Origin of the sequence: Enterobacter cloacae complex sp. 2024EL-00227 (assembly GCF_043945315.1) — a bacterium.
GTDB lineage: Bacteria > Pseudomonadota > Gammaproteobacteria > Enterobacterales > Enterobacteriaceae > Enterobacter > Enterobacter roggenkampii.
This window is the reverse complement of the sequence record NZ_JBIMQP010000008.1, coordinates 124,117-145,595: the sequence shown is the minus strand read 5'-3', so window position 1 is coordinate 145,595 and position 21,479 is coordinate 124,117. Positions and strand designations below refer to the sequence as shown.

At 56.2% G+C, this 21,479-nt stretch carries 23 protein-coding genes; 9 read left to right on the top strand and 14 right to left on the bottom strand.

What is annotated here, in order from left to right:
* Positions 1–116 precede the first annotated feature (116 nt).
* Complete coding sequence (gene mdtK / locus ACHH0Z_RS15420) at positions 117–1,490, bottom strand: MdtK family multidrug efflux MATE transporter (protein WP_021241123.1); 1,374 nt, start codon at positions 1,488–1,490, stop codon at positions 117–119.
* 225 nt (positions 1,491–1,715) lie between these two features.
* On the opposite strand from mdtK, the gene ACHH0Z_RS15415 reads away from it, so the two are divergent.
* A complete protein-coding gene (locus tag ACHH0Z_RS15415; protein ID WP_008500602.1) occupies positions 1,716–2,357 on the top strand; it encodes a riboflavin synthase in 642 nt (213 codons plus the stop codon).
* Between the two features lie 31 nt (positions 2,358–2,388).
* On the opposite strand, the gene cfa is transcribed toward ACHH0Z_RS15415, so the two are convergent.
* Entirely contained in the window at positions 2,389–3,537 is a 1,149-nt protein-coding gene (gene cfa, locus ACHH0Z_RS15410) for a cyclopropane fatty acyl phospholipid synthase (RefSeq protein WP_008500601.1), read from the bottom strand.
* Positions 3,538–3,835: 298 nt separating this feature from the next.
* Positions 3,836–5,035, bottom strand: a complete 1,200-nt coding sequence (gene punC, locus ACHH0Z_RS15405) for a purine nucleoside transporter PunC (protein WP_045406240.1) — start codon at positions 5,033–5,035, stop codon at positions 3,836–3,838.
* Positions 5,036–5,149: 114 nt separating this feature from the next.
* Here punC and punR point away from each other — a divergent pair, with 114 nt between their 5' ends.
* Positions 5,150–6,061 carry a DNA-binding transcriptional activator PunR gene (gene punR, locus ACHH0Z_RS15400; RefSeq protein ID WP_008500598.1) on the top strand — a complete coding sequence of 304 codons (912 nt, stop codon included), beginning with the start codon at positions 5,150–5,152 and terminating at the stop codon, positions 6,059–6,061.
* Positions 6,062–6,078: 17 nt separating this feature from the next.
* On the opposite strand, the gene purR is transcribed toward punR, so the two are convergent.
* Positions 6,079–7,104 carry an HTH-type transcriptional repressor PurR gene (gene purR / locus ACHH0Z_RS15395; RefSeq protein WP_014883552.1) on the bottom strand — a complete coding sequence of 342 codons (1,026 nt, stop codon included), beginning with the start codon at positions 7,102–7,104 and terminating at the stop codon, positions 6,079–6,081.
* Between the two features lie 297 nt (positions 7,105–7,401).
* Between purR and ACHH0Z_RS15390 the strand changes: the two genes are divergently transcribed.
* Together ACHH0Z_RS15390 and ACHH0Z_RS15385 are read left to right on the top strand one after the other, a co-directional pair.
* Positions 7,402–7,491, top strand: coding sequence for a YnhF family membrane protein (locus tag ACHH0Z_RS15390; protein WP_008500596.1), 90 nt, complete (start codon positions 7,402–7,404; stop codon positions 7,489–7,491).
* Positions 7,492–7,654: 163 nt separating this feature from the next.
* Entirely contained in the window at positions 7,655–8,821 is a 1,167-nt protein-coding gene (locus ACHH0Z_RS15385) for an MFS transporter (RefSeq protein WP_021241126.1), read from the top strand.
* A 38-nt stretch (positions 8,822–8,859) separates the two neighbouring features.
* On the opposite strand, the gene sodB is transcribed toward ACHH0Z_RS15385, so the two are convergent.
* Together sodB and ACHH0Z_RS15375 are read right to left on the bottom strand one after the other, a co-directional pair.
* Entirely contained in the window at positions 8,860–9,441 is a 582-nt protein-coding gene (gene sodB, locus ACHH0Z_RS15380; protein WP_021241127.1) for a superoxide dismutase [Fe], read from the bottom strand.
* Positions 9,442–9,563: 122 nt separating this feature from the next.
* Complete coding sequence (locus ACHH0Z_RS15375; protein ID WP_023343969.1) at positions 9,564–10,337, bottom strand: C40 family peptidase; 774 nt, start codon at positions 10,335–10,337, stop codon at positions 9,564–9,566.
* A gap of 338 nt (positions 10,338–10,675) precedes the next feature.
* Between ACHH0Z_RS15375 and grxD the strand changes: the two genes are divergently transcribed.
* Positions 10,676–11,023, top strand: coding sequence for a monothiol glutaredoxin 4 (grxD, locus tag ACHH0Z_RS15370; protein ID WP_003832760.1), 348 nt, complete (start codon positions 10,676–10,678; stop codon positions 11,021–11,023).
* Between the two features lie 75 nt (positions 11,024–11,098).
* Here grxD and rnt read toward each other — a convergent pair whose 3' ends face one another.
* The 5 genes from rnt to eptA form a co-directional block, all read right to left on the bottom strand.
* The gene (gene rnt / locus ACHH0Z_RS15365) at positions 11,099–11,758 is read right to left on the bottom strand and encodes a ribonuclease T (protein WP_045406238.1); all 660 of its coding nucleotides are present in this window, start codon (positions 11,756–11,758) and stop codon (positions 11,099–11,101) included.
* Between the two features lie 95 nt (positions 11,759–11,853).
* Positions 11,854–12,261 carry a lactoylglutathione lyase gene (gloA, locus tag ACHH0Z_RS15360; RefSeq protein WP_008500591.1) on the bottom strand — a complete coding sequence of 136 codons (408 nt, stop codon included), beginning with the start codon at positions 12,259–12,261 and terminating at the stop codon, positions 11,854–11,856.
* A gap of 100 nt (positions 12,262–12,361) precedes the next feature.
* Complete coding sequence (locus ACHH0Z_RS15355) at positions 12,362–13,459, bottom strand: alkene reductase (protein WP_023327206.1); 1,098 nt, start codon at positions 13,457–13,459, stop codon at positions 12,362–12,364.
* Positions 13,460–13,513: 54 nt separating this feature from the next.
* Positions 13,514–14,113 carry a TetR/AcrR family transcriptional regulator gene (locus ACHH0Z_RS15350; protein ID WP_032651603.1) on the bottom strand — a complete coding sequence of 200 codons (600 nt, stop codon included), beginning with the start codon at positions 14,111–14,113 and terminating at the stop codon, positions 13,514–13,516.
* A gap of 41 nt (positions 14,114–14,154) precedes the next feature.
* Complete coding sequence (gene eptA / locus ACHH0Z_RS15345; RefSeq protein WP_032674626.1) at positions 14,155–15,780, bottom strand: phosphoethanolamine transferase EptA; 1,626 nt, start codon at positions 15,778–15,780, stop codon at positions 14,155–14,157.
* 149 nt (positions 15,781–15,929) lie between these two features.
* Between eptA and ACHH0Z_RS15340 the strand changes: the two genes are divergently transcribed.
* The 3 genes from ACHH0Z_RS15340 (at position 15,930) to sodC (ending at position 17,713) form a co-directional block, all read left to right on the top strand.
* Complete coding sequence (locus ACHH0Z_RS15340) at positions 15,930–16,169, top strand: DUF1289 domain-containing protein (protein ID WP_008500587.1); 240 nt, start codon at positions 15,930–15,932, stop codon at positions 16,167–16,169.
* A gap of 48 nt (positions 16,170–16,217) precedes the next feature.
* Positions 16,218–17,114: an aldo/keto reductase family oxidoreductase gene (locus ACHH0Z_RS15335; RefSeq protein WP_021241132.1), complete on the top strand. Its 897-nt coding sequence runs from the start codon at positions 16,218–16,220 to the stop codon at positions 17,112–17,114.
* Positions 17,115–17,194: 80 nt separating this feature from the next.
* Entirely contained in the window at positions 17,195–17,713 is a 519-nt protein-coding gene (gene sodC, locus ACHH0Z_RS15330; protein ID WP_008500584.1) for a superoxide dismutase [Cu-Zn] SodC, read from the top strand.
* Here the strand turns inward: sodC and ACHH0Z_RS15325 are convergent.
* The 3 genes from ACHH0Z_RS15325 to ACHH0Z_RS15315 are packed head-to-tail and all read right to left on the bottom strand — an operon-like array spanning position 17,692 to position 20,824.
* Positions 17,692–19,725, bottom strand: a complete 2,034-nt coding sequence (locus ACHH0Z_RS15325; protein ID WP_023343973.1) for an FUSC family protein — start codon at positions 19,723–19,725, stop codon at positions 17,692–17,694. The genes sodC and ACHH0Z_RS15325 overlap by 22 nt on opposite strands.
* Complete coding sequence (locus ACHH0Z_RS15320) at positions 19,725–20,585, bottom strand: HlyD family secretion protein (RefSeq protein WP_023292627.1); 861 nt, start codon at positions 20,583–20,585, stop codon at positions 19,725–19,727. The genes ACHH0Z_RS15325 and ACHH0Z_RS15320 overlap by 1 nt, the downstream gene beginning before the upstream one ends.
* Before the next feature lie 2 nt (positions 20,586–20,587).
* A complete protein-coding gene (locus ACHH0Z_RS15315; RefSeq protein ID WP_008500581.1) occupies positions 20,588–20,824 on the bottom strand; it encodes a DUF1656 domain-containing protein in 237 nt (78 codons plus the stop codon).
* Between the two features lie 186 nt (positions 20,825–21,010).
* Here ACHH0Z_RS15315 and slyA point away from each other — a divergent pair, with 186 nt between their 5' ends.
* Positions 21,011–21,451, top strand: coding sequence for a transcriptional regulator SlyA (gene slyA, locus ACHH0Z_RS15310; RefSeq protein ID WP_021241135.1), 441 nt, complete (start codon positions 21,011–21,013; stop codon positions 21,449–21,451).
* Positions 21,452–21,479 lie beyond the last annotated feature (28 nt).

Sequence of the window (21,479 nt, the reverse complement as noted above, 5' to 3'; positions counted from 1 at the left end):
GCACAGCACCGAGGTGGCAAGAGGGAAAATGCAATTTTCTCTCTGATTTCACGCGATTGCTGTATTACCGCGCAAAGTGAAGAGAAAGTAGCCGCCGGGCGGCGGCTACTGCGTATTTAACGTGCAGCGCGTTGCAAAATGATCGTTGATGGCTGGCGCTGCAGGAAGCGCATGCGCAACATCATCATAATTGCCGCCGACGTCAGGCCGATGATAAAGCCCATCCAGAACCCCGCCGGTCCCATGCGGTCAACCACCAGGTCGGTCAGGGCCAGAATATACCCACACGGCAGACCCAGCACCCAGTAGGCGATGAAGGTGATAAAGAAAATGGAACGCGTGTCTTTATAGCCGCGCAGCACCCCGCTGCCAATCACCTGGATGGAGTCCGAAATCTGGTAAATCGCGGCCAGCAGCATCAGGTGCGAGGCCAGCGCGACGACTTCCGGATTGTCGTTGTAGAGCAGGGCAATCTGCTCGCGCAGCGCCACGGTAAAAAGCGCCGTGCAAATGGCCATGCAGACGCCGACGCCCAGTCCGGTGCGCGCGGCGGTTTGCGCATCGAGCGTCGAGCCTTGCCCCAGGCGGAAGCCCACGCGAATCGTCACTGCTGCGGCCAGCGACATCGGCAGGACAAACATCAGGGAGCTGAAGTTGAGCGCAATCTGATGCCCGGCGACGTTCACAATGCCCAGCGGGGAGACCAGCAGGGCGACCACGGCAAACAGGGTCACCTCAAAGAACAGCGCAAGGGCAATCGGCAACCCTAACTGCACCAGGCGCGTCATGATGTTCCAGTCCGGCGTGCTGAATCTGTTCTCGTTACGAATATCGCGCATGGAGCGAGCGCGCTTCACGAAGGTAAGCATCGAGAAGAACATGACCCAGTAAACGGCGGCCGTCGCCACGCCGCAGCCGACGCCGCCCAGCTCCGGCATCCCGAAATGACCGTAAATAAAAACATAGTTAACGGGAATGTTGACCAGCAACCCGATAAAGCCCATCACCATGCCGGGCTTGGTTTTCGCCAGACCTTCACACTGGTTACGCGCCACCTGGAAGAAGAGATATCCAGGCGCCCCCCAGAGCAGGGCGCGCAGATAGCCCACGGCTTTGTCCGCCAGGGCCGGGTCAATGTTATGCATAGCGCGAATGATATGGCCCGCGTTCCAGAGCACGACCATGATCAGCACAGAGACAAACCCGGCCAGCCAGAAACCCTGGCGGACCTGATGGGCAATGCGCTCGCGGCGCCCCGAGCCATTGAGCTGAGCGATAACAGGCGTGAGCGCGAGCAGCAGACCGTGGCCGAACAGGATGGCCGGAAGCCAGATTGACGTGCCGATAGCCACGGCCGCCATGTCGGTGGCGCTGTAGCCACCTGCCATTACCGTATCCACAAATCCCATTGCGGTCTGGGCCACCTGCGCGACGATCACGGGTATAGCCAGTGCCAATAACTGGCGCGCTTCATTCATGTACTTCTGCACGTGAACACCTTTATTTTGTAGTTATATGAGAGACTAAAAAAGCCGCCGAAACGGGCAGCAAGAAGAAAATGCAGGGGGGTGCCAGCTATTGTAGCGGGCTTTAGCTATTTATCTAGTGAAAAAATCGCCAGAAAATGCGCTCCGCTGGCAACCTGTTTTTCCAACTGTTATTGTGGAGGGATTAAACGGTGTCATCACCGTTCGGAAAAAACAGGAGTTGTAAGCATGTTTACTGGTATTGTGCAGGGCACTGCCAAAGTAGTGTCCATTGATGAAAAACCTAATTTCCGTACTCATGTTGTTGAGCTGCCGGAATATATGCTTGAGGGTATCGAAACCGGCGCCTCGATTGCCCATAACGGCTGCTGCCTGACCGTGACCGAAATTAACGGCAACCAGATTAGCTTTGATTTAATGAAAGAGACGCTGCGGATCACTAACCTGGGCGAGCTGGTGGTAGGCGATACCGTCAACGTTGAGCGCGCGGCGAAGTTCAGCGATGAGATTGGCGGCCATTTGATGTCCGGGCACATCATGACCACTGCCGAAGTGGCGAAAATCGTGACCTCGGAAAATAACCGTCAAATCTGGTTTAAAATGCAGGACCCGTCATTAATGAAATACATCCTCTATAAAGGATTTATTGGCATTGACGGGATTAGCCTGACGGTGGGAGAAGTGACGCCAACGCGTTTTTGCGTGCATTTAATTCCTGAAACGCTGCAGCGCACCACGCTGGGCGCGAAAAAATTGGGGCATCGCGTGAATATCGAAATCGATCCGCAAACCCAGGCCGTGGTTGATACGGTGGAGCGCGTGCTGGCAGCAAAAGAAGCCGCAATAATAAAGACCGCAGAAGAAGAATAAAAAATAACCCCGGCTATCCGGGGTTATTTTTTTAGCGTGCGACACGCAGTCCGTGTTCAATCCCCCGGCTGAATACCACCTGCCAGAGCTGAATATCCCGTGCGCGAAACGCCCCCGCGCAGGCATTCAGATAATAGCTAAACATCCGTTTAAATCGTTCTGAATAGTTGTCCGCAATCTCGGGCCAGGCTTTCTGGAAACGTTCATGCCATGCCATTAAGGTGGTGTCGTAGTCTGCGCCAAAGTTATGCCAGTCTTCCATTACGAAATGGGATTCACTGGCGTTGGCAATCTGGCGAACGGACGGTAAACAGCCATTCGGAAAGATATATTTATTGATCCACGGGTCAACGTTGTTGTCGGTCCGCTTAGAGCCGATGGTGTGCAGCAGGAAGAGGCCGTCCGGTTTCAAATTACGATCCACCACCTCAAAGTAGGTGTCGTAGTTTTTTGGCCCCACGTGCTCGAACATGCCGACGGAAACGATCCGGTCGAACTGCTCGTTCAGGTCACGGTAGTCCTGCAGCCGGATATCCACGTCAAGACCCTGACAGCGCTCCCGCGCCATTTTTTGCTGTTCCGCTGAGATCGTGACGCCGACCACGCTGACGCCGTAGTGCTTCGCCATAAAATACGCCAGCCCGCCCCAGCCGCAGCCGATATCCAGCACGCGCATGCCGGGCTGTAGCTGCAGCTTCTCGCTGATCAGGCGCAGCTTGGCCTGCTGTGCTTCCTCAAGCGTCGACGCGTCTTTCCAGTAGGCGCAGGAATATTGCATGAAAGGGTCCAGCATGCGGCTGAACAGGTCGTTGCCGAGATCGTAATGTTCTTTGCCGACGATCCATGCGCGTTTTTTACTTTGCAAGTTAAACAGTCGGGCAGAGGCGACACGCAGGGTGTCTTTCAGATTGCGGGGGAGTTGATTTTCCAGACCGGCGCGCAACACGCTGGCAAAAAAGATATCCAGACGTTCGCACTCCCACCAGCCGTCCATATAGCTTTCTCCCAGGCCTAACGATCCTTCCCGCAACACGCGTTTAAAAAAGTCGGGATGCTTAACCTGGGGATCGGATGGCGAAGATCCGTTGATAGTGATGCCTGCTCGACCTAACAGTTCACTGACGATCCGGGACCAGTTGTCGTCCGGAACGCTGACTTCTTCTATACACGATGAACTCATAGCTTCTCCATCACCCTGATGTGATCAGAACCTTCAAACAGCGTAGACGCTTTTTTTGGTTTGTGAGAAATCTCACGGTAAATACCGCGAGGCTAGTATCCGACGTAGAACAGAGGAAGGGAGATAACCCTTGCCGAAATGCCTTCCATGGTAAAACGGGAGCACTCCGGCTCCCGTTAACACTTAATATTTATCGTATTTAATCGAACCAAATTTAGTATAGGCCTCAAAATTTGGTGATTCAATAGAAAATTGTTAGCAACCTAATCACTGAAATGTAACATGATTTCTGGCGCAATCAGGCATGCGAAGTTTCCACCTGCGCGCCGTTATCCTGCTCGCGCTGCGCGGACGCCTGCATGCGGAAACCCAATACCGCCAGCGCTACGGTGAACAGCATCACGCTGGTGGTGGTCAACAGCGGCGTGGCAATCAGCGCCGAGACCACCAGACTTGCGAGGAAGCACAGACCCAGCTGAAGGGTATTTTGCAGCGCGGCGGCGCGGCCTGTCGCCTGCGGGAACGGACGTAACGCCTGAGCCACCACGATCGGATAAATCGCCCCGTTCGCCACGGCCATCACGCAGAAGGGGATCAAAATTTCAGCCAGGCCCGCGCCCGGAATAAACCCGACGGCCCAGGTCCCGATAACGCTCAGGGCATAGAGCACCAGCAGCCATGGCAGCATCTGCTGACCTTCCCATTTTTGCAGCGCCGCGCGGCAGCCGTACCCGCCCACCAGGAACGCGATGGTCTGCGGAACATAGCTCAGCCCGATGGCCGCCGGGCTGTAGCCCATATCGTGCAGAATAAACGGCGAGCCGGTGAGCCACGCGAAGAAGCTGGCCGAACAGGCGGCATAAATCAGGACATTCCCGCGATACGCTTTGGCGCTCAGCAGGGAAGTGAAGGTAATCGGCGTCGCGTCGGCGTGCGCCTCTTTTTTATGCGCGGGCTTAAGGACAAACGCCGGCAGCATCAGCACCAGCGTGATGGCAAACAGCGTGGCAAAAATGGCCTGCCAGTCAAAGTGCGCGAGGATCCAGCTGCCCAGCAGCGGAGCCAGGGCAGGGGAGAGGCCCACCAGCGGCATAATGGTGGCGAAAATACGGTTTGTGCGGTTAGCCGGGTAGTAGTCGGTCACCAGCGCCTGCCAGGTCACCGCCGCAGCACAGACGCCCACGGCCTGAACGAAGCGCAGCACCAGCAGCCAGGTAGCATCGCGCACCCACAGCATCCCCAGGCAGCCCACGGCAAAAATGGCCAGACCCAGCAGCAGCACTGGTTTACGGCCGAAGCGATCCGAGAGCGGTCCCCAGAGCAGCTGCGCGAAAGCAAAACCGGCAAGGAACAGGCTCAGGCTGGCGCTGATGGCCGCGGCAGGGGTTTGCAGGTCTTCCTGCATCGCGGCAAACGCGGGCAGGTACATGTCGGTGGCCAAAAAGCCCAGCACGCTTAAGCCGCCGAGCCAGACTAAAAATCCTTTCCTGGGTTGCATTCTTTTATTCTCCTGAGGAGGCAGGTGTACGTTGGCGCAGAGTGTAGGGAGTGCAAAGCGGCTTGTGAAACGCTAATATTTGGCGGGTGCATTCAAATTTTTTGCAGGCAGAAAATGTGGTCAGATTATTCTCTTGAAGTGGTCGATGCTGTTGCGCGTAACGGCAGCTTTAGCGGTGCAGCGCAGGAGCTGCACCGCGTCCCTTCGGCCATCAGCTACACGGTGCGTCAGCTTGAGGAGTGGCTGGCGGTTCCGCTGTTTGAACGGCGGCATCGCGACGTGGAATTAACGCCCGCAGGCGCGTGGTTTTTGAAGGAAGGGCGTTCTGTTATCAAAAAAATGCAGATCACCCGCGAACAGTGTCAGCAGATCGCCAACGGCTGGCGGGGGCATCTCGCCATCGCGGTAGATAACATCGTGAAGCCGGAACGCACCCGACAAATGATCGTGGATTTCTATCGTCATTTCTCTGACGTCGAGCTACGGGTCTCGCAGGAGGTGTTCAACGGCGTCTGGGATGCGCTGGCGGACGGCAGGGCGGAGATGGCGATTGGCGCGACGCAGGCGATCCCGGTCGGAGGACGTTACGCCTTTCGCGACATGGGGATGCTGAGCTGGAAATGCGTGGTGGCCAGCGATCATCCTCTGGCGGCGATGGAAGGTCCGCTGAGCGACGATACGCTGCGCAACTGGCCGTCGCTGGTGCTGGAGGATACGTCCCGTTCATTGCCCAAGCGTATCACCTGGCTTCTGGATAACCAGCGGCGGGTGGTGGCCCCTGACTGGGAATCATCGGCGACGTGCCTCAGCGCCGGGCTGTGCGTCGCGATGGTGCCCGCACATTTTGCGCGTCCGCGCATCGATACCGGAGAATGGGTTGAACTGACGCTGGAGAATCCGTTCCCGGACGCGGCCTGCTGCCTGACCTGGCAACAAAATGATGTCTCGCCCGCCATGGCCTGGCTGCTGGATTATCTGGGGGACAGCGAAACCCTAAACCGGGAATGGTTACGGGAGCCAGCGTAGCTGGCCCCGTCAAGGGATTAACGACGGTAGTCGCGGAACGGACCGTCCGCAACGGAACGGCGTTCAATCAGGCGCGGGTGAACTTCAATGGACTGCGACTCTTCGCGCTTGTTGACGATCCTGTCCAACAGCATATTGAAGGCCGTTTCGCCCAGCGAATCTTTTGGCTGGTGAATGGTTGTCAGCGCCGGGGTGAAGAAGCGCGCGTTACGCACGTTGTCATACCCGATCACGGAAATATCCTGCGGTACGCGCAGACCCAGCTCATCGGCGGCGCAGAGTGCGCCCATGGCCATGATGTCACCGCCGCAGAAAACGGCGGTCGGGCGGTGCTGCTGGGAAACGATCTGCTGCATCGCGCGGTAGCCTGATTCCGGCTCAAAGTCGCCCTGCACGATCCAGTTTTCCGGCACGGTGATGAGCGCTTCTTCCATCGCTTTCATAAAACCGGCCAGACGGCCCGCGCCGGTGTTACGCTCCAGCGGACCGGGGATCACGCCAATCTCGCGGTGACCGCGTTCGATCAGGTAACGACCCGCCATGTAACCGCCTTCGAAGGCGTTGTCGATGACGGAGTCGGTGAAGTCCGCGCGCGCTTCACCCCAGTCCATGACCACCATGGGGATATGGCGATACTCTTCCAGCATCGACAGCACGGATTCCGGGTACTCGGAACACATGACCAGCAGGCCATCGACGCGCTTTTGCGCCATCATCGACAGGTAGGCGCGCTGTTTTTCTATGCTGTTCCACGCGTTGCCCAGAATCAGGGTATAGCCTTTCTGGAAGCAGTTCTTCTCTACCGCTTCTATGATCTCGGCAAAATAGGCCGCTTCACTGCTGGTCGCCAGCAATCCAATGGATTTGGTGTGATTAACCTTGAGGCTGCGCGCAACCGCACTTGGCGAATAGTGCAGCTCTTTGATTGCTGCCCAGACGGCGTTGCGCGTCTCTTCCGCCACAAAGCGGGTTTTGTTAATTACATGTGATACGGTTGTAGTGGAAACGTTTGCGCGTTTTGCTACGTCTTTAATTGTTGCCATTAAATGTCACTCCAGACCATATCCTAAACTCCTGAAAAACTTGAAGGTAAACGTTTGCCTTCTCTCACCCTTATCACGCAATCTTGAATTGCGGCACGCCGGGAAAACGACACGGGACGTCAGGAGGGGGTCAATGGCCGGTACGCTAATAAATTTAGCGTGGAATTTTGTCCTATCTTGATGAAAAGGGGAAGAGGTAAAGTGTTTATCAGCCTAAATCCAGGAAGATTTTTGACGTAAATTATGCAAAAATGAGCAGGCTCACTTTTCGTGGGGGGATTAAAAGGAGAAAAATTGATGAGTTCCGATCTGAAGTTTTCGCTGTTCACCACCGTGGTTGTGCTGGCTCTGATTGTCGCGGCGGGTCTGACGGCCGCGCTGCACTGATTTACGCGGAGGGAGAGCCTTCTCCCTCCCGCTCACCTCGATTGTTACTCCTAAGGCAAAAATCTTTTGCCATTTTGTTAACTTCTCATTTTTTGTGATTGATGTCATGCTTTCCGCTTCTTTGTTCTGTGTCACCACATGACACGGCATCCGGAGTTGACGCATGAAAATCAATTTTCCCCTGCTGGCCCTGGCGATTGGCGCTTTTGGGATTGGCACCACTGAATTTTCCCCGATGGGGTTACTGCCCGTTATCGCCCGCGGCGTGGACGTCTCGATCCCTGCGGCCGGCATGTTAATCAGCGCCTACGCCATTGGCGTGATGGTGGGGGCGCCGCTGATGACGCTTCTTCTTTCACACCGCGCGCGCCGCAATGCGCTGATTTTCCTGATGGCGATTTTCACCCTCGGCAACGTGCTTTCGGCCATTTCGCCGGACTACACCACGTTGATGCTTTCGCGTATTCTGACCAGCCTTAACCACGGCGCGTTCTTTGGGCTGGGGTCGGTTGTGGCGGCAAGCGTGGTGCCGAAACACAAGCAGGCCAGCGCCGTAGCCACCATGTTTATGGGCCTGACCATCGCTAACATCGGCGGCGTTCCTGCGGCAACCTGGCTGGGCGAGGTCATCGGCTGGCGGATGTCCTTCCTGGCGACGGCCGGACTGGGCGTGGTCGCGATGGTGGCCTTGTTCTTCTCCCTGCCAAAGGGCAGCGCCGGAGAACGTCCGGAAGTGCGTAAGGAGCTGGCGGTGCTGATGCGCCCGCAGGTGCTCTCCGCGCTGCTGACCACCGTGCTGGGGGCAGGGGCGATGTTTACCCTCTACACCTATATTTCACCGGTGTTGCACGATATCACCCACGCAACGCCTCTCTTTGTGACCGCGATGCTGGTGCTGATTGGCGTGGGCTTCTCGATTGGCAACTATCTCGGCGGGAAATTTGCCGACCGTTCCGTGAGCGGAACGCTGAAGGGCTTCTTAACCCTGCTGATTGTTATCATGATCGCCATTCCGTGGCTGGCGCGTAACGAGTTTGGTGCCGCGATCGCAATGGTCGTCTGGGGGGCTGCAACGTTCGCGGTGGTGCCACCGCTGCAGATGCGCGTGATGCGCGTCGCGCATGAAGCGCCGGGCCTCTCATCCTCGGTCAATATTGGTGCTTTCAACCTGGGCAATGCGCTCGGTGCGGCGGCCGGTGGGGCCGTGATTTCCGGTGGGCTGGGGTACAGTTTTGTGCCGGTGATGGGTGCGATTATTGCCGCGCTCGGTCTGCTGCTGGTGATGATGTCGGGTCGTAAACAGCCAGAAGCAGCCTGCGCTGCGGAATAAACCAAAAACGCAGAAGGGCGAACCCTTCTGCGTGTCTCTTACGCGGCGAAGTTCTTCGCCACAAAGTCCCAGTTAACCAGTGCCCAGAAGTGCTCCAGGTAGTTAGGGCGCGCGTTGCGGTAATCGATGTAGTAAGCGTGTTCCCATACGTCCACGGTCATCAGCGGCTTCGCGCTGGTGGTCAGCGGGGTGCCTGCGTTAGAGGTAGACACGATAGCCAGTTTGCCATCCGCCTCTTTGACCAGCCACGTCCAGCCTGAACCGAAGTTCTTGATGGCGGCATCGGTGAACTTCGCTTTGAATTCCGCGAAGCTGCCAAAGGCGGCGTTAATGGCGGTAGCCAGTTCACCGACAGGTTCGCCACCGGCGTTTGGCGCCAGGCAGTGCCAGTAGAAGGTGTGGTTCCACACCTGAGCGGCGTTGTTGAATACGCCACCCTCAGCGCTGCGGACGATCTCTTCCAGCGTTTTGCCTTCAAAATCGGTGCCCTTGATCAGGTTATTCAGGTTGGTGACGTACGTCTGGTGATGCTTGCCGTAGTGATATTCCAGGGTTTCCGCAGAAATGTGCGGGGCCAGGGCGTCTTTTGCATACGGTAGTGCAGGTAATTCGAACGACATTGCTTCTCTCCTTATTGTATTTTGTGTTGCCAATAACCACACAGACAACAAGGACAGGATAGCAAATTGAAAGAGTATGCAAAAGAGGAACTTACCCTGCCACGGGTGTGGCAGGGCAGGGGTTAGCGAATGGTTTTCGGCGTCATCACGCGACGCGCGCCGACGTAATGGCGCACCCAGTAGTCTTCACTGAGCGAGGTGATCTGAATATCCTGGCCGCTACGCGGTGACTGGATGAATTTTCCGTTGCCGACATAGACGCCAACGTGGTCAGCCGTCCCGCGGCCCTGCGTGCGGAAGAAGACCAGATCGCCGTTCTCCAACTCTCCACGGTTGACCGGGGAAGCATCGCGCAGGTGGTACATCTCGTTGGCGGTACGCGGAATGCGGAACTTGACCAGATCTTTATAGGCGTAATAGACGAGGCCGCTGCAGTCAAAACCGGTACGTGGCGAAGTCCCGCCCCAGTGATACGGTTTGCCAATCTGCCCCATCAGCTTGTTCATTGCGGTTTTTTGCGCTTTCTGGACGCGCACTTTATGCACTTCCGCTATTTTGGTGACCTTGGTGCATTTCGCCTTATGGCCTTTACGCGCGATGCATTTTTCAGTCACGAGGTTAGCGGCGGTTTGCGAAGCTTTACTTTTGGCGGTGTGGGCTGTGCGGGAAGAGGTGGTTTTCGTCTTGCTGGAAGCGGTTTTTTTAGTCTGTGTGGTTGTCTTTTTCTTGTCGTTCTTAGCGGTGGTTTTTTTCTTACGTTCTGTGGCTTTCACCAGATGGTTTTTTTGTACAGCAGAATGCCGCGCCTGCTGAGAGGCGTTTGCCACTGGCGTGAAGGTGAGTGAAGTAAACAGTAAAGCACAGAGCGTGATCGAGATTTTAGTTATCCGCGCCACTGGGCAGTCCCCTGATAAATGCAGGTCATCAATAATACCCGCGTGTGATTTACAAAGCCCGTCGATTCTAATCCATAAAAAGCCAGAAAGTTAATAGCATTTTTCAATCTACGATCCTGTTTCGTTAGCAAGTGCAAAAAAATTCATCGTTCTGTCGTACATTTGCCCATTCCCTAAGCAAAACCCTGATTGACGCAGGGGTAAACACCATTTGCAATGCAACTTTTCATCACTCGGAGTAGAATGTCTATACGTGACAAAAATGTTATTTTCCGATGCCAGTCTGAACCGCTACAATGTCAGACGAATGCCGTAACAGAAGTTAAAGGAAGCAAGACATGAGCACCACTATTGAAAAAATCCAGCGCCAGATCGCTGAAAACCCGATTCTGCTGTATATGAAAGGTTCTCCAAAGCTGCCAAGCTGCGGCTTCTCCGCGCAAGCGGTTCAGGCGCTGTCTGCCTGTGGTGAGCGTTTTGCTTACGTTGATATCCTGCAGAACCCGGACATCCGCGCTGAGCTGCCTAAGTACGCGAACTGGCCGACCTTCCCACAGCTGTGGGTAGACGGTGAACTGGTTGGCGGCTGCGATATCCTGATTGAAATGTATCAGCGCGGCGAACTGCAGCAGCTGATCAAAGAAACCGCGGCGAAGTACAAAACGGAAGAGCCGGACGCAGAGTAACTTTCTGCGGAAATAAAAAAGCGACCTGCTATGGGGTCGCTTTTTTTTTGTCGGGTGGCGCTGCGCTTACCCGACCTACGATTGGCGCTCGGCCTCATCATCCATCGGCAGCGGCCAGCCGCCCAGACGCTTCCAGCGGTTGACGATCTCACAGAACAGCTCTGCGGTACGCTCCGTGTCATACAGCGCGGAGTGCGCCTGCGTGCCGTCGAACGGAATGCCAGCCGTAATACAGGCCTTTGATAACACCGTTTGTCCCAGCGCCAGGCCGCTCAGCGCGGCGGTATCGAAGGTCACAAACGGGTGGAAGGGGTTGCGCTTGAGCGCGGCCCGCTCGGCGGCGGCCATGGTAAAGCTGTGATCGAAGGTGGCGTTATGAGCCACCATAATGGCGCGGCTGCAGTTGCTCTCCTTCATGCCTTTGCGCACCATTTTAAAAATGGCGTGCAGCGCATCATATTCACTGACGGCACCGCGCAGCGGGTTATGCGGATCGATACCGTTAAACGCCAGCGCTTCCGGCTGTAAGTTTGCCCCTTCGAAAGGTTCAACGTGGAAATGCAGCGTGGTGTCCAGTGTAAGCCAGCCCTGTTCATCCATCTTCAGCGTGATGGCGGCAATTTCGAGCAGCGCATCGGTTTTAGCGTTAAATCCGGCTGTTTCTACATCAATGACAACGGGATAAAAACCACGAAAACGGTCGCACAGACCGCTAAATTGAGCGTTATCGGACATCAGGGTCTCTTACATGGGGAAAAAGCAGAGCGCATTATGGCAAATTTTGCGGGGTGATGCAGTAAAACTACGGGCGCACGTTGCGCCCTGAGGGATCAGTTGCCCAGACCGCGACCGGCGTCTTTGGCTTCAATCAGCTCGATTTTGTAACCGTCCGGATCTTCCACAAACGCAATCACGGTGGTGCCGCCTTTTACCGGGCCCGCTTCGCGCGTAACGTTACCGCCATTTTTGCGAATGCGTTCGCACGCGTCGGCTGCGTTGTCTACTTCCAGCGCGATATGGCCGTAGGCCGTGCCCAGCTCATAGCTGTCAACGCCCCAGTTGTAGGTCAGCTCGATCACCGCTTCATCCGTTTCCGGGCCGTAACCCACGAATGCCAGCGAGTATTTGTATTCCGGGTTTTCGCTGGTGCGCAGCAGCTTCATGCCCAGGACGTTAGTGTAGAAATCGATTGAACGTTGCAGGTCGCCAACGCGCAGCATGGTGTGAAGTAGGCGCATAATTTCCTCATTAACCAATGGAATAAAAAAGCTTTTTGAACAGAAACGATGTTTTAGTATAGCGGCGAAGTGTCGCCGCTATCAATGAACAATGGCGAGATTACAGAGAAGGGTAGTCGGTGTAGCCTTCCGCGCCGCCGCCGTAGAAGCTTTCCGGACGCTGCGGGTTCAGCGCCGCTTTCTGCTGCAGACGGGCAACCAGATCCGGGTTGGCGATGTAGTCGCGGCCAAACGCGACGGCATCGATCAGCCCTTTGCCGATCAGGTCTTCGGCTTTCTCTGGGGTATAGGCGCCTGCACCGATGATCACGCCGTGGAAGCGCTCGCGCACTTTCTGGCGGAAGGCTTCAGTGTAAGGCTTACCGCCAGCCCAGTCAGGCTCGGACATGTGCAGATAGGCAATACCGCGTTTGGCCAGCTCTTCAATCAGATAAAGCGCATCCGCTTCCTCATTCGGGCCGTTGTCGACGTTCTGGAAAGACCCGATTGGGGAGACGCGGATCCCGATACGGTCCGGGCTCCACTCCTTGCATACCGCATCCACCACTTCCAGCACCAGACGGGCACGGTTTTCGACGCTGCCGCCGTACTGATCGGTGCGATGGTTTGACGACGGTGACAGGAACTGGTGCAGCAGATAGCCATGCGCGGAGTGCAGCTCAATCAGGTCAAAACCGGCTTCACGGGCGTTGGCCACGGCCTGTCGGAAGTCGTTAACAATCCCCGGGATTTCGTCCAGCTCCAGCGCGCGCGGCATAGAGGTATCCACGCGGATCGCATTGCCGTTTTCATCGCGCAGGGACGTACGGGTATTGGCGCTCAGGGCCGACGCGGAGACCGGTGCCTGACCGCCAGGCTGGATGCTGCTGTGTGAGATACGACCGGTATGCCACAACTGGACCGCAATACGACCCTCTTCAGCGTGAACGCCCGCGGTGATTTTCTGCCATGCCGCGATCTGTTCCGGGCTATGGAGGCCCGGCGCACCGGCGTAACCCTTCGCCTGAGCAGAGATCTGCGTGGCTTCCGTGATGATCAGGCCAGAGCTTGCGCGTTGACGGTAGTATTCGCCCATCAATGGAGTGGGGATGTCACCCGGCTCAATACTGCGCAGACGGGTCAGCGGAGCCATGAACACGCGGTTTGGCGCCGTGACGGCACCCACTTTCAATGGGGTAAACAGTTTTTCAGCTGACATAAAGACTCCTGAGTAGACCAGTCGACTAGTAATAAAGTAAATAAAAAGCGCCCGTTATACGCCAGGCGCAGTAATGCTGTTTTTCACATGTGCCAGCGCGCTTTCCAGCGGCAAGGCACTGCGCGAAATTTTTGCCTGCAGATTGGCCCCTAACCACAGGGAATAGAGCACCTGAGACTGCATTAAGGGGTCGCCGGTAAAGGCCAGCGTTTTTTCGTCGCGGCCTTTTTCCAGCGCCTGGGCCAGCAGGGCGATCACGCCGCGGGCACCCTTATCCATCGCCGAGCGCATATCTTCGGAAAGATCGCACACCTCGGCAGACAGCTTGACCGTCAGGCATCCGCTGATAATGCCCTGCTGACAGAACTGGTTCAGCGTTTCCTGATAGTAGTTCAGAACACGATCCCGATAGTTTCCTTCACCCGACGCAAAATGGGTCGCCAGACGCTGGTGGTAGCCCGCGTAATGACGCTCCAGCATTGCCACGCCAAAGGCTTCTTTGGACCGGAAGTAGTGATAAAACGACCCCTTCGGTACCTCAGCGGTTTTTAATAACTCGCTCAACCCCATACCGGTAAACCCGCGATGCATGCAAAGACGCTCGCCGGTTGCCAGGAGATGATCGCGGGTATCGTGTTCAGTATTTCTGCTCATGGCCGCACTCTAATAGACCGTTCGGTCTAATGCAAGCGAGTTTATTGCCGACATGCGCTCAGAATATCCAGCTGCTGTTGATAAACGTTTGATTTCACGTCCATCATACCCAGTACGGTCGAGAACAAATTGTCCTGGGAAACCGCATTTTTTGCAGCGTGGTCGCGTAAACACTGTTCATTGATGCCAAAGTTTTTCGCGTAGTCCGGTGACAGCCAGAACATAAACGGAATGTGCGTTTGCTGCTCCGGCGCCAGCATGTACGGCGTACCGTGCAGATAAATGCCGCTTTCACCCAGTGACTCACCGTGATCCGAGAGATAAATCAGGGCGGTGTTCATGCTTGCCTGGCGCGCTTTCAGCGCATCAATGGTTTTGCTGACCATGCTGTCGGTATACAGGATGGTGTTGTCATAGGTATTCATCAGCGCCTGATGGTCGCAATCCTGAATTTCATTGGTGTCGCAGGTTGGGGTAAATTTACGGAAATTGTCCGGGTAACGGCGATAGTATGCCGGACCGTGGCTCCCCATCAGGTGGATAACCAGCACCGTGTCCTGCTTCAGACCATCCAGCACGTTGTCCAGACGGTAGAAATTCACATCATCAATACAGGATTTGTCTTTGCAGAACTGATCCAGATTCCACTGCGTCATATCGGTATGCGGCACGCGATCGCAGGCGCCTTTACAGCCGCCGTCGTTGTCGCGCCAGAGCAGGTTGATCCCCGCATGCTTCAGCACATCGAGCAGACCTTCCTGATGGTGAGCCAGGTCGGCATCGTATTTGCTGCGCGTCATGCCCGAGAACATGCACGGAACGGAAACGGCGGTTTCGGTGCCGCAAGAGGAGGCCTGCGGGAAGTTAATCACATCCTGCTTTTTCAGCTCCGGGTTCGTTTCACGATTGTAACCATTCAGGGAGTAGTTCGCCGCGCGAGAGGCTTCCCCAACGACCAGCACCAGAACGGTTTTCTTTTGCTGGCCGGTAATCAACGGTCCTTTATGGGCATCTTCGCCAATCCGCACCAGCGTTTGATCGCCTGCAAACCAGCGCATTTTGCTGTACTTCACCACGGCGCTGACATAGTTGGCCGGGGTCACCATTTTGACGATGCTTTTGTTGTTGCGAAACAGCGACGCGTAATCTTTATAAAACAGCGCCGCAATCAGGATAATCACCAGCAGGGCACCGAGCATCGCGGCGACGCGCGTCAGCAGGGCATACCACCATTTCCCGGTACGAATGCGGGTCAACGCCAGCACCACGGAGGGAACGAGGCCTGCGATAACAATCCACAGAATCATCTGCGGGGTCACCAGGGCTGTCGCTTCCTGAGAGTTGGTTTCGAACACGTTCACAATCATATTCTGATCGATCACCGCGCCGTAGGTGTACATAAAGTAGGTGGCCGCGGCGCATCCGACCGTTAAGACGATCAGCAGCGGCTTACGGATATAGGGGATATTCAGCAGGCTAAAGACAATCACCCAGCCGCAAAACAGCACCAGCGGTACGGACGCGGCAAAGAGGATGTCGTGCAGGTGCGCAGGGGCAATAATGGCCCAGCTGCGCTGGATAAACAGCCCATTAATCAACGTAAAAAAGAGTGCACAGCCCAGAGTAAATTTAATGTCGTTACATTGTAACTTTTTGATTAACCACATCGATCGGTAAACCTGTCATTGTCATGATGGGCCGAGTATAAAGCGGGAAGATTAGTGAAACCTTAATGCCACAAATCTGTGGTATGGGCCTTGCACGTGGCGCGTTTAGCGTCTTCACTGTAGGTGAGAGTGGTTATCCGGAGGTGAGTGTGGCAGAGCAGCTGGAGTTTTTCCCCATCCAGAGCCCGTGCCGGGGGATTTGTCAGGTGGATGAACGCGGATATTGCCGCGGGTGCATGCGTACCCGCGATGAGCGTTTTAACTGGCAAAACTTTAGCGACACGCAAAAGCAGGAGGTGTTACGCCTCTGCCGTCAGCGTCTTCTGCGCAAAATACGCGCAAACAAAGCCGGTGAGACCGAAGAACCCCAGCAACCTTCACTTTTTTAACACGGTAATTGCGTATACTCATGACATCACGTCCTTGAGGAAAATGTTATGGTTCAGCGAATTACCCTTGCCCCCCAGGGGCCAGAATTCTCCCGTTTTGTGATGGGCTACTGGCGCCTGATGGACTGGAATATGTCCCCCCTCCAGCTGGCGAGCTTTATTGAAGAGCATATCGATCTGGGCGTTACCACGGTCGACCATGCGGATATTTACGGTGGCTATCAGTGTGAAGCCGCATTCGGCGAGGCGCTCAAGCTGGTTCCGGCACTCCGCGACCGCATGGAGATCGTCACGAAGTGCGGGATTGCCACCACGGCAAAACCGGAACACGCCCTTGGGCATTACATCACCGACAGCGCGCATATCATCAAGAGCGCTGAGCAGTCTCTGGTCAACCTGGCGACCGACCGTATCGACCTGCTGTTAATCCATCGTCCGGACCCGCTTATGGATGCCGATGAGGTGGCAGAAGCCTTCCTGAACCTGCATCAGAGCGGCAAAGTGCGTCACTTTGGCGTTTCCAACTTTACCCCGGCGCAGTTTGCACTGCTTCAGTCTCGTCTGCCGTTTACCCTGGCCACCAACCAGGTGGAGATCTCCCCGGTACACCAGCCGCTGCTGCTGGACGGTACGCTTGACCAGCTGCAGCAGCTGCGCATTCGCCCGATGGCCTGGTCATGCCTGGGAGGCGGACGCCTGTTCAATGATGATGAATTCCAGCCGCTGCGTAACGAGCTGGACACCATCGCCCGCGAGCTGAACGCGGAGAGCATCGAACAGGTGGTTTACGCCTGGATCCTGCGCCTGCCGTCAAAACCGCTGCCGATTATTGGTTCTGGCAAAATTGAACGCGTGCGTTCTGCACTGGCCGCTGAAGAGCTGCAGATGACCCGCCAGCAGTGGTTCCGCATCCGCAAGGCTGCGCTGGGTTACGACGTGCCATAAACCGCCAGAAGATGACTTTCCGGTGAAATCTTTGCCCCTGGTATACACTTAAGGGGCAAAAAATAACCAGCGGAGGTCATATGAAGCGTTTTGCTCTGGCAATGGTCGCGCTGGTTGTTTGCGCAGGGGCGCAGGCAGCCAGCGACGAAGTGGAAATGAATCTCGTCACCTCTCAGGGGGTAGGTCAGTCCATCGGAACAGTGAAAATCACGGAAACCGATAAAGGACTGGAGTTCGCTCCCAACCTCAAAGCACTCCCTCCCGGTGAGCATGGTTTTCATGTTCACGCTAAAGGAAGCTGTCAGCCCGCGTTAAAAGAGGGGAAACCGTCGGCTGCGGAAGCGGCAGGCGGTCACCTTGACCCGCAACACTCCGGCAAGCATGAGGGCCCGGAAGGCATGGGACATCTGGGCGATCTGCCCGTGCTGGTGGTCAATAACGACGGTAAAGCCACCGATCCCGTTGTCGCGCCGCGTCTGAAAAAGCTGGATGAGGTGAAAGGCAAAGCGCTGATGATCCACGTCGGCGGCGACAATATGTCCGATCAGCCTAAACCGCTTGGCGGCGGCGGGGCGCGTTATGCCTGCGGCGTGATCTGATCCCCAATCGTACCCGGCGGTGGTGCCTGTTCCAGCTGCGACAGCGAGCAGTGCAGCCGCCAGATTATCGAGGCCAAATCGCGGGCGGCGGGGAGATGATGTCGTGCAAGCGTATCGCAGATCCGCTGCAGTTCATTCAGCGTGGCTTCCAGCGGCCGCTGCTGGACCCCGCGTTCGCTCATGACATCGCGCAGCAGGGAGATGCAAACGTCACGCACCTGCGACAGCGGGTCGGAACGCGTTTCCCACCCGCGAAGCTGCCAGACCACGTGCGAGCAGTTCAGCAGCACCACGCCCCAGCGCAGCAGCCAGCGCCGGGAAAGCGCGTCCTGGCTGTTATTGAGCTGGCTGACGTGATGATAAACCAGCGATTCATACTCACTCTCACGAAGATGCGGCTTGCGGCTGAGCTGGTCGACAAACCCCCGGCGTAACTCCCGGATATGCCTGCGGCTTTTGCGGGCATCGGAGCCGGGACGCAGCACCGCGAAGGCCAGCCACGCCAGCCCCACGCCGAGGATCTTTGCGAGGTTGTCATTGAGAAAATCGGCGTAATCGTACACCGGTGGATTCGTCACGGAGATAAACGAGCCCATAAAGACAATCAGCTGTCCCCAAAGGCCCGCCAGCTTCGGCATCTGCAGCTTGAGTAGCTGCATGGTGGTCAACAGCGGAAAGAGGAACAGCAGGAACTGCCAGAGATCGCTTATCTGCACCATCAGGCCAAACTTCACCACGAAACTGAACAGCGACAGCAGCACCAGGGTGCGCAGCAGGAGCGTCAGCGAGTTAAACGGCGAGGCCGCGACGGAGTAAAGCACGCAGCTGATGGCGGCGAGCGTCAGGGCCGCCGTACCGGACTCCCACTGCGTGGTGATACTCCACGCGCCCACCAGCATCAGCGCGCAAAAGGTACGAAAACCGCTCCACAGCGCTTCCAGGTAGTCAGTATGGCGGGCGAGAGCCGGGCTCCCGGGAACGTTGAACTCCGTGACCGGCGTGGCATTCTCAACCGCGTTAATCCAGCGGCTGCTGCGCAGGTAGAGTCGGCAAAAGTAATTCAGACGCTGCCAGAAGGCGCGATGGCGATAATCATATTCATCCACCGGGGCGAGCGGGGCGATTATTCGCGCGACCGTGTAGATGTCTGCATCCGGGCGCGCAAGGGTTGCGAGCAGCGTTTCAATCACCGCGCGCGTGTTTTCCGGCGGCGTTGGCCAGTTGAGCAGCATCCGGCGCAGGCTGGAGATGGCGCTGGTCATGCGCAGCTGCTGGTGCAGCAAATAGTTAAGCAGGGTGTTCTGACGGCGAAAGCGGTAGTGGCTCCAGAACGCCTGAATACGCAGCAGATTCATTGTCAGGATCTGTCCTATCACCTTTTCATGGGCGAGACGGATCTCATCGCTGGTATCCGGTTGCCACAGCAGGCTCGCGTGTTCAAGCAGCCGGGTGTGCATGGTTTTAAGGGCGGTGATGAGTGCGCTGCCGTCGGAAGTGCTGGGGAGGATCATCATCATAAATCCGCCGCAGAGGATCCCGACAATCACTTCGCAGACGCGCGCCTGTGCAATATCCCACAGCTCGGTGGTATCGAGCACATTCACCACCGGGAAGGCAATAATGGCGGCGGTATAGCCCGCCAGCTGGAAAGCGTAGGCGACGTTGTTGGTGAAATGGGCGCAGGCCCAGGTACAGCATCCCAGCCATGCCGCCATGCTCAGGAGGAACAGCCATGGGTCGTTCAGCGTGTGGCCGGCGATAATTAACGCCGCCGTGGCACCCAGCAGGCTGCCGGCGATACGCCCAAGGCTCTTACTGATCACCCCGCCGACCGTAGGAAAACTCACCACCGCGGCAGAGGTCATCGCCCAATAGGGCTCATCCAGGTTCAGGTAATAGGCGACGGTCAGCGCCAGACACATGGCAATGCCGTTACGCAGCGCGTAGCGCCACTGAGGACGCGTCGCTTTCATCCACGGCGAGTTTTGCCAGGAGAGCGCCTGCAGCTTCATTAAGGGGTTCCGATGGAGACAGTGCAGGTGGTGCCGGATACCAGCGTGATGCCCTGCGGTAAATGGTCAAACTCCACGCGAACAGGCACGCGTTGAGCGAGACGCACCCAGGGGACGTTCGGCTTGATATCCGGCACCAGGCCGGAATCTGTTTCAACGCTTTGATCGTAAATGGCGCGACCAATGCTGGAGACGTGACCCTGTAACCTTTGCGAGCCGCTGTACAGCGTAATCGCTGCTGGCGATCCCTCGCGAATATGCCGAAGCTTGGTCTCTTCGAAGTAGCCCACTACGTAGAAGGAGTGGCTGTCGACCAGGGCGAAAACGGGCTGTCCCGTGGTGGCATAGTTACCCACGCGGGCGGAAAGGTTGGTCACCCATCCATCGACAGGGGCGGTAATCACGGTTTGGGTCAGTTCCCACTGCGCCTGCTTCAGCGTCGCCTCAGCCACGTTGACGCTCGCCTGCATCGCCTTAACGTTGAGGTTGGCGGTGTCTAAATCTTCCGCGGAGATGTAGTTTTGCGACAGGTGACGGCGGCGGTTGGCCTCGTTGTTGGCCTTTGCCAGATCAGACTGGGCTTTTGCCAGCTGCGCCTGGGCATTCAGAATCGCGATATGGTACGGCGTGTCGTCGATTCGGAATAAAACCTCTCCCTTTTTAACGTACTGGTTATCCTTAACCAGCAGCGACGTAATGCTTCCCGATACCTGCGGGGTAATGCTGACCTGCTCAGCGCGAATCTTACCGTCACGCGTCCAGGGAGACTGCATGTAATAATTCCAGAGCCACCATCCGGCGACCAGCGCAAGGACCAGAACAAACAGGGTGGAAAAGTACTTCAGCGTTTTCAGGGGCATAGTCACCACACGATCAGAACAGCAAGGCCCAGGCATACACAGAGGGCAAACAGGGAAAGATCCATCAGCATGGGATGCCAGATTTCGCCGGAATACATCCAGTCGCGAAGCAGGCGATGCGCGATGAGCCAGAGAATAAAGCCCACCAGCACGGCCTTAAACAGAGGGGGAAAGTAGACTGACGCACCGAAGATCAGGTCCTGGAGGGGTAAACCCTCTGAGCGATGAAAAAAGGTCACGAGCAGAGATCCTTTGCAGTGAACAGAATGCCGTGTTGGCTTGTCTGAGTATGAAGAAGCATCACAATTCAGTGTAAGTCATACTTTTGAGTTAGATGAATGCAGTATTGCATTTGTTTTGCCATTACAAATGCTGCACACTATTCTAAAATCAGCATAATAACTTAGCAAGCTAATTATAAGGAGATGAAATTGGAATCGCCATTAGGTTCTGATCTGGCAAGGTTGGTACGCGTCTGGCGTGCTCTGATTGACCATCGCCTGAAACCTCTGGAATTGACGCAGACGCATTGGGTCACGCTGCACAATATTCATCAGCTGCCGCCCGATCAGTCGCAAATTCAACTGGCAAAAGCGATAGGCATTGAGCAACCGTCACTGGTGCGCACGCTTGACCAGCTGGAAGAGAAGGGGCTGATCTCCCGACAAACCTGCGCCAGCGATCGTCGCGCCAAGCGGATAAAACTCACTGAGAAAGCGGCGCCTATCATTACTGAAATGGAAGCTGTGATTACCAAAACGCGCGGTGAAATCCTTTCAGGCGTTTCACCGGCGGAGCTGGAAATGCTCATTAGCCTCATTGCTCGCCTTGAGCAAAACATCCATGAGCTACAGTCTCGCGACTGATAAACACTAAGGCCTTGCAGCAGCAAGG

What these genes read in the sequence shown, in the direction of transcription:
- ACHH0Z_RS15415 (WP_008500602.1), top strand. Translation starts at nt 1,716, where the DNA reads ATGTTTACTGGTATTGTGCAGGGCACTGCCAAAGTAGTGTCCATTGAT.
- cfa (WP_008500601.1), bottom strand. Translation starts at nt 3,537, where the DNA reads ATGAGTTCATCGTGTATAGAAGAAGTCAGCGTTCCGGACGACAACTGG.
- punC (WP_045406240.1), bottom strand. Translation starts at nt 5,035, where the DNA reads ATGCAACCCAGGAAAGGATTTTTAGTCTGGCTCGGCGGCTTAAGCGTG.
- punR (WP_008500598.1), top strand. Translation starts at nt 5,150, where the DNA reads ATGTGGTCAGATTATTCTCTTGAAGTGGTCGATGCTGTTGCGCGTAAC.
- purR (WP_014883552.1), bottom strand. Translation starts at nt 7,104, where the DNA reads ATGGCAACAATTAAAGACGTAGCAAAACGCGCAAACGTTTCCACTACA.
- ACHH0Z_RS15390 (WP_008500596.1), top strand. Translation starts at nt 7,402, where the DNA reads ATGAGTTCCGATCTGAAGTTTTCGCTGTTCACCACCGTGGTTGTGCTG.
- ACHH0Z_RS15385 (WP_021241126.1), top strand. Translation starts at nt 7,655, where the DNA reads ATGAAAATCAATTTTCCCCTGCTGGCCCTGGCGATTGGCGCTTTTGGG.
- sodB (WP_021241127.1), bottom strand. Translation starts at nt 9,441, where the DNA reads ATGTCGTTCGAATTACCTGCACTACCGTATGCAAAAGACGCCCTGGCC.
- grxD (WP_003832760.1), top strand. Translation starts at nt 10,676, where the DNA reads ATGAGCACCACTATTGAAAAAATCCAGCGCCAGATCGCTGAAAACCCG.
- rnt (WP_045406238.1), bottom strand. Translation starts at nt 11,758, where the DNA reads ATGTCCGATAACGCTCAATTTAGCGGTCTGTGCGACCGTTTTCGTGGT.
- gloA (WP_008500591.1), bottom strand. Translation starts at nt 12,261, where the DNA reads ATGCGCCTACTTCACACCATGCTGCGCGTTGGCGACCTGCAACGTTCA.
- ACHH0Z_RS15355 (WP_023327206.1), bottom strand. Translation starts at nt 13,459, where the DNA reads ATGTCAGCTGAAAAACTGTTTACCCCATTGAAAGTGGGTGCCGTCACG.
- ACHH0Z_RS15350 (WP_032651603.1), bottom strand. Translation starts at nt 14,113, where the DNA reads ATGAGCAGAAATACTGAACACGATACCCGCGATCATCTCCTGGCAACC.
- eptA (WP_032674626.1), bottom strand. Translation starts at nt 15,780, where the DNA reads ATGTGGTTAATCAAAAAGTTACAATGTAACGACATTAAATTTACTCTG.
- ACHH0Z_RS15335 (WP_021241132.1), top strand. Translation starts at nt 16,218, where the DNA reads ATGGTTCAGCGAATTACCCTTGCCCCCCAGGGGCCAGAATTCTCCCGT.
- sodC (WP_008500584.1), top strand. Translation starts at nt 17,195, where the DNA reads ATGAAGCGTTTTGCTCTGGCAATGGTCGCGCTGGTTGTTTGCGCAGGG.
- ACHH0Z_RS15325 (WP_023343973.1), bottom strand. Translation starts at nt 19,725, where the DNA reads ATGAAGCTGCAGGCGCTCTCCTGGCAAAACTCGCCGTGGATGAAAGCG.
- ACHH0Z_RS15320 (WP_023292627.1), bottom strand. Translation starts at nt 20,585, where the DNA reads ATGCCCCTGAAAACGCTGAAGTACTTTTCCACCCTGTTTGTTCTGGTC.
- slyA (WP_021241135.1), top strand. Translation starts at nt 21,011, where the DNA reads ATGAAATTGGAATCGCCATTAGGTTCTGATCTGGCAAGGTTGGTACGC.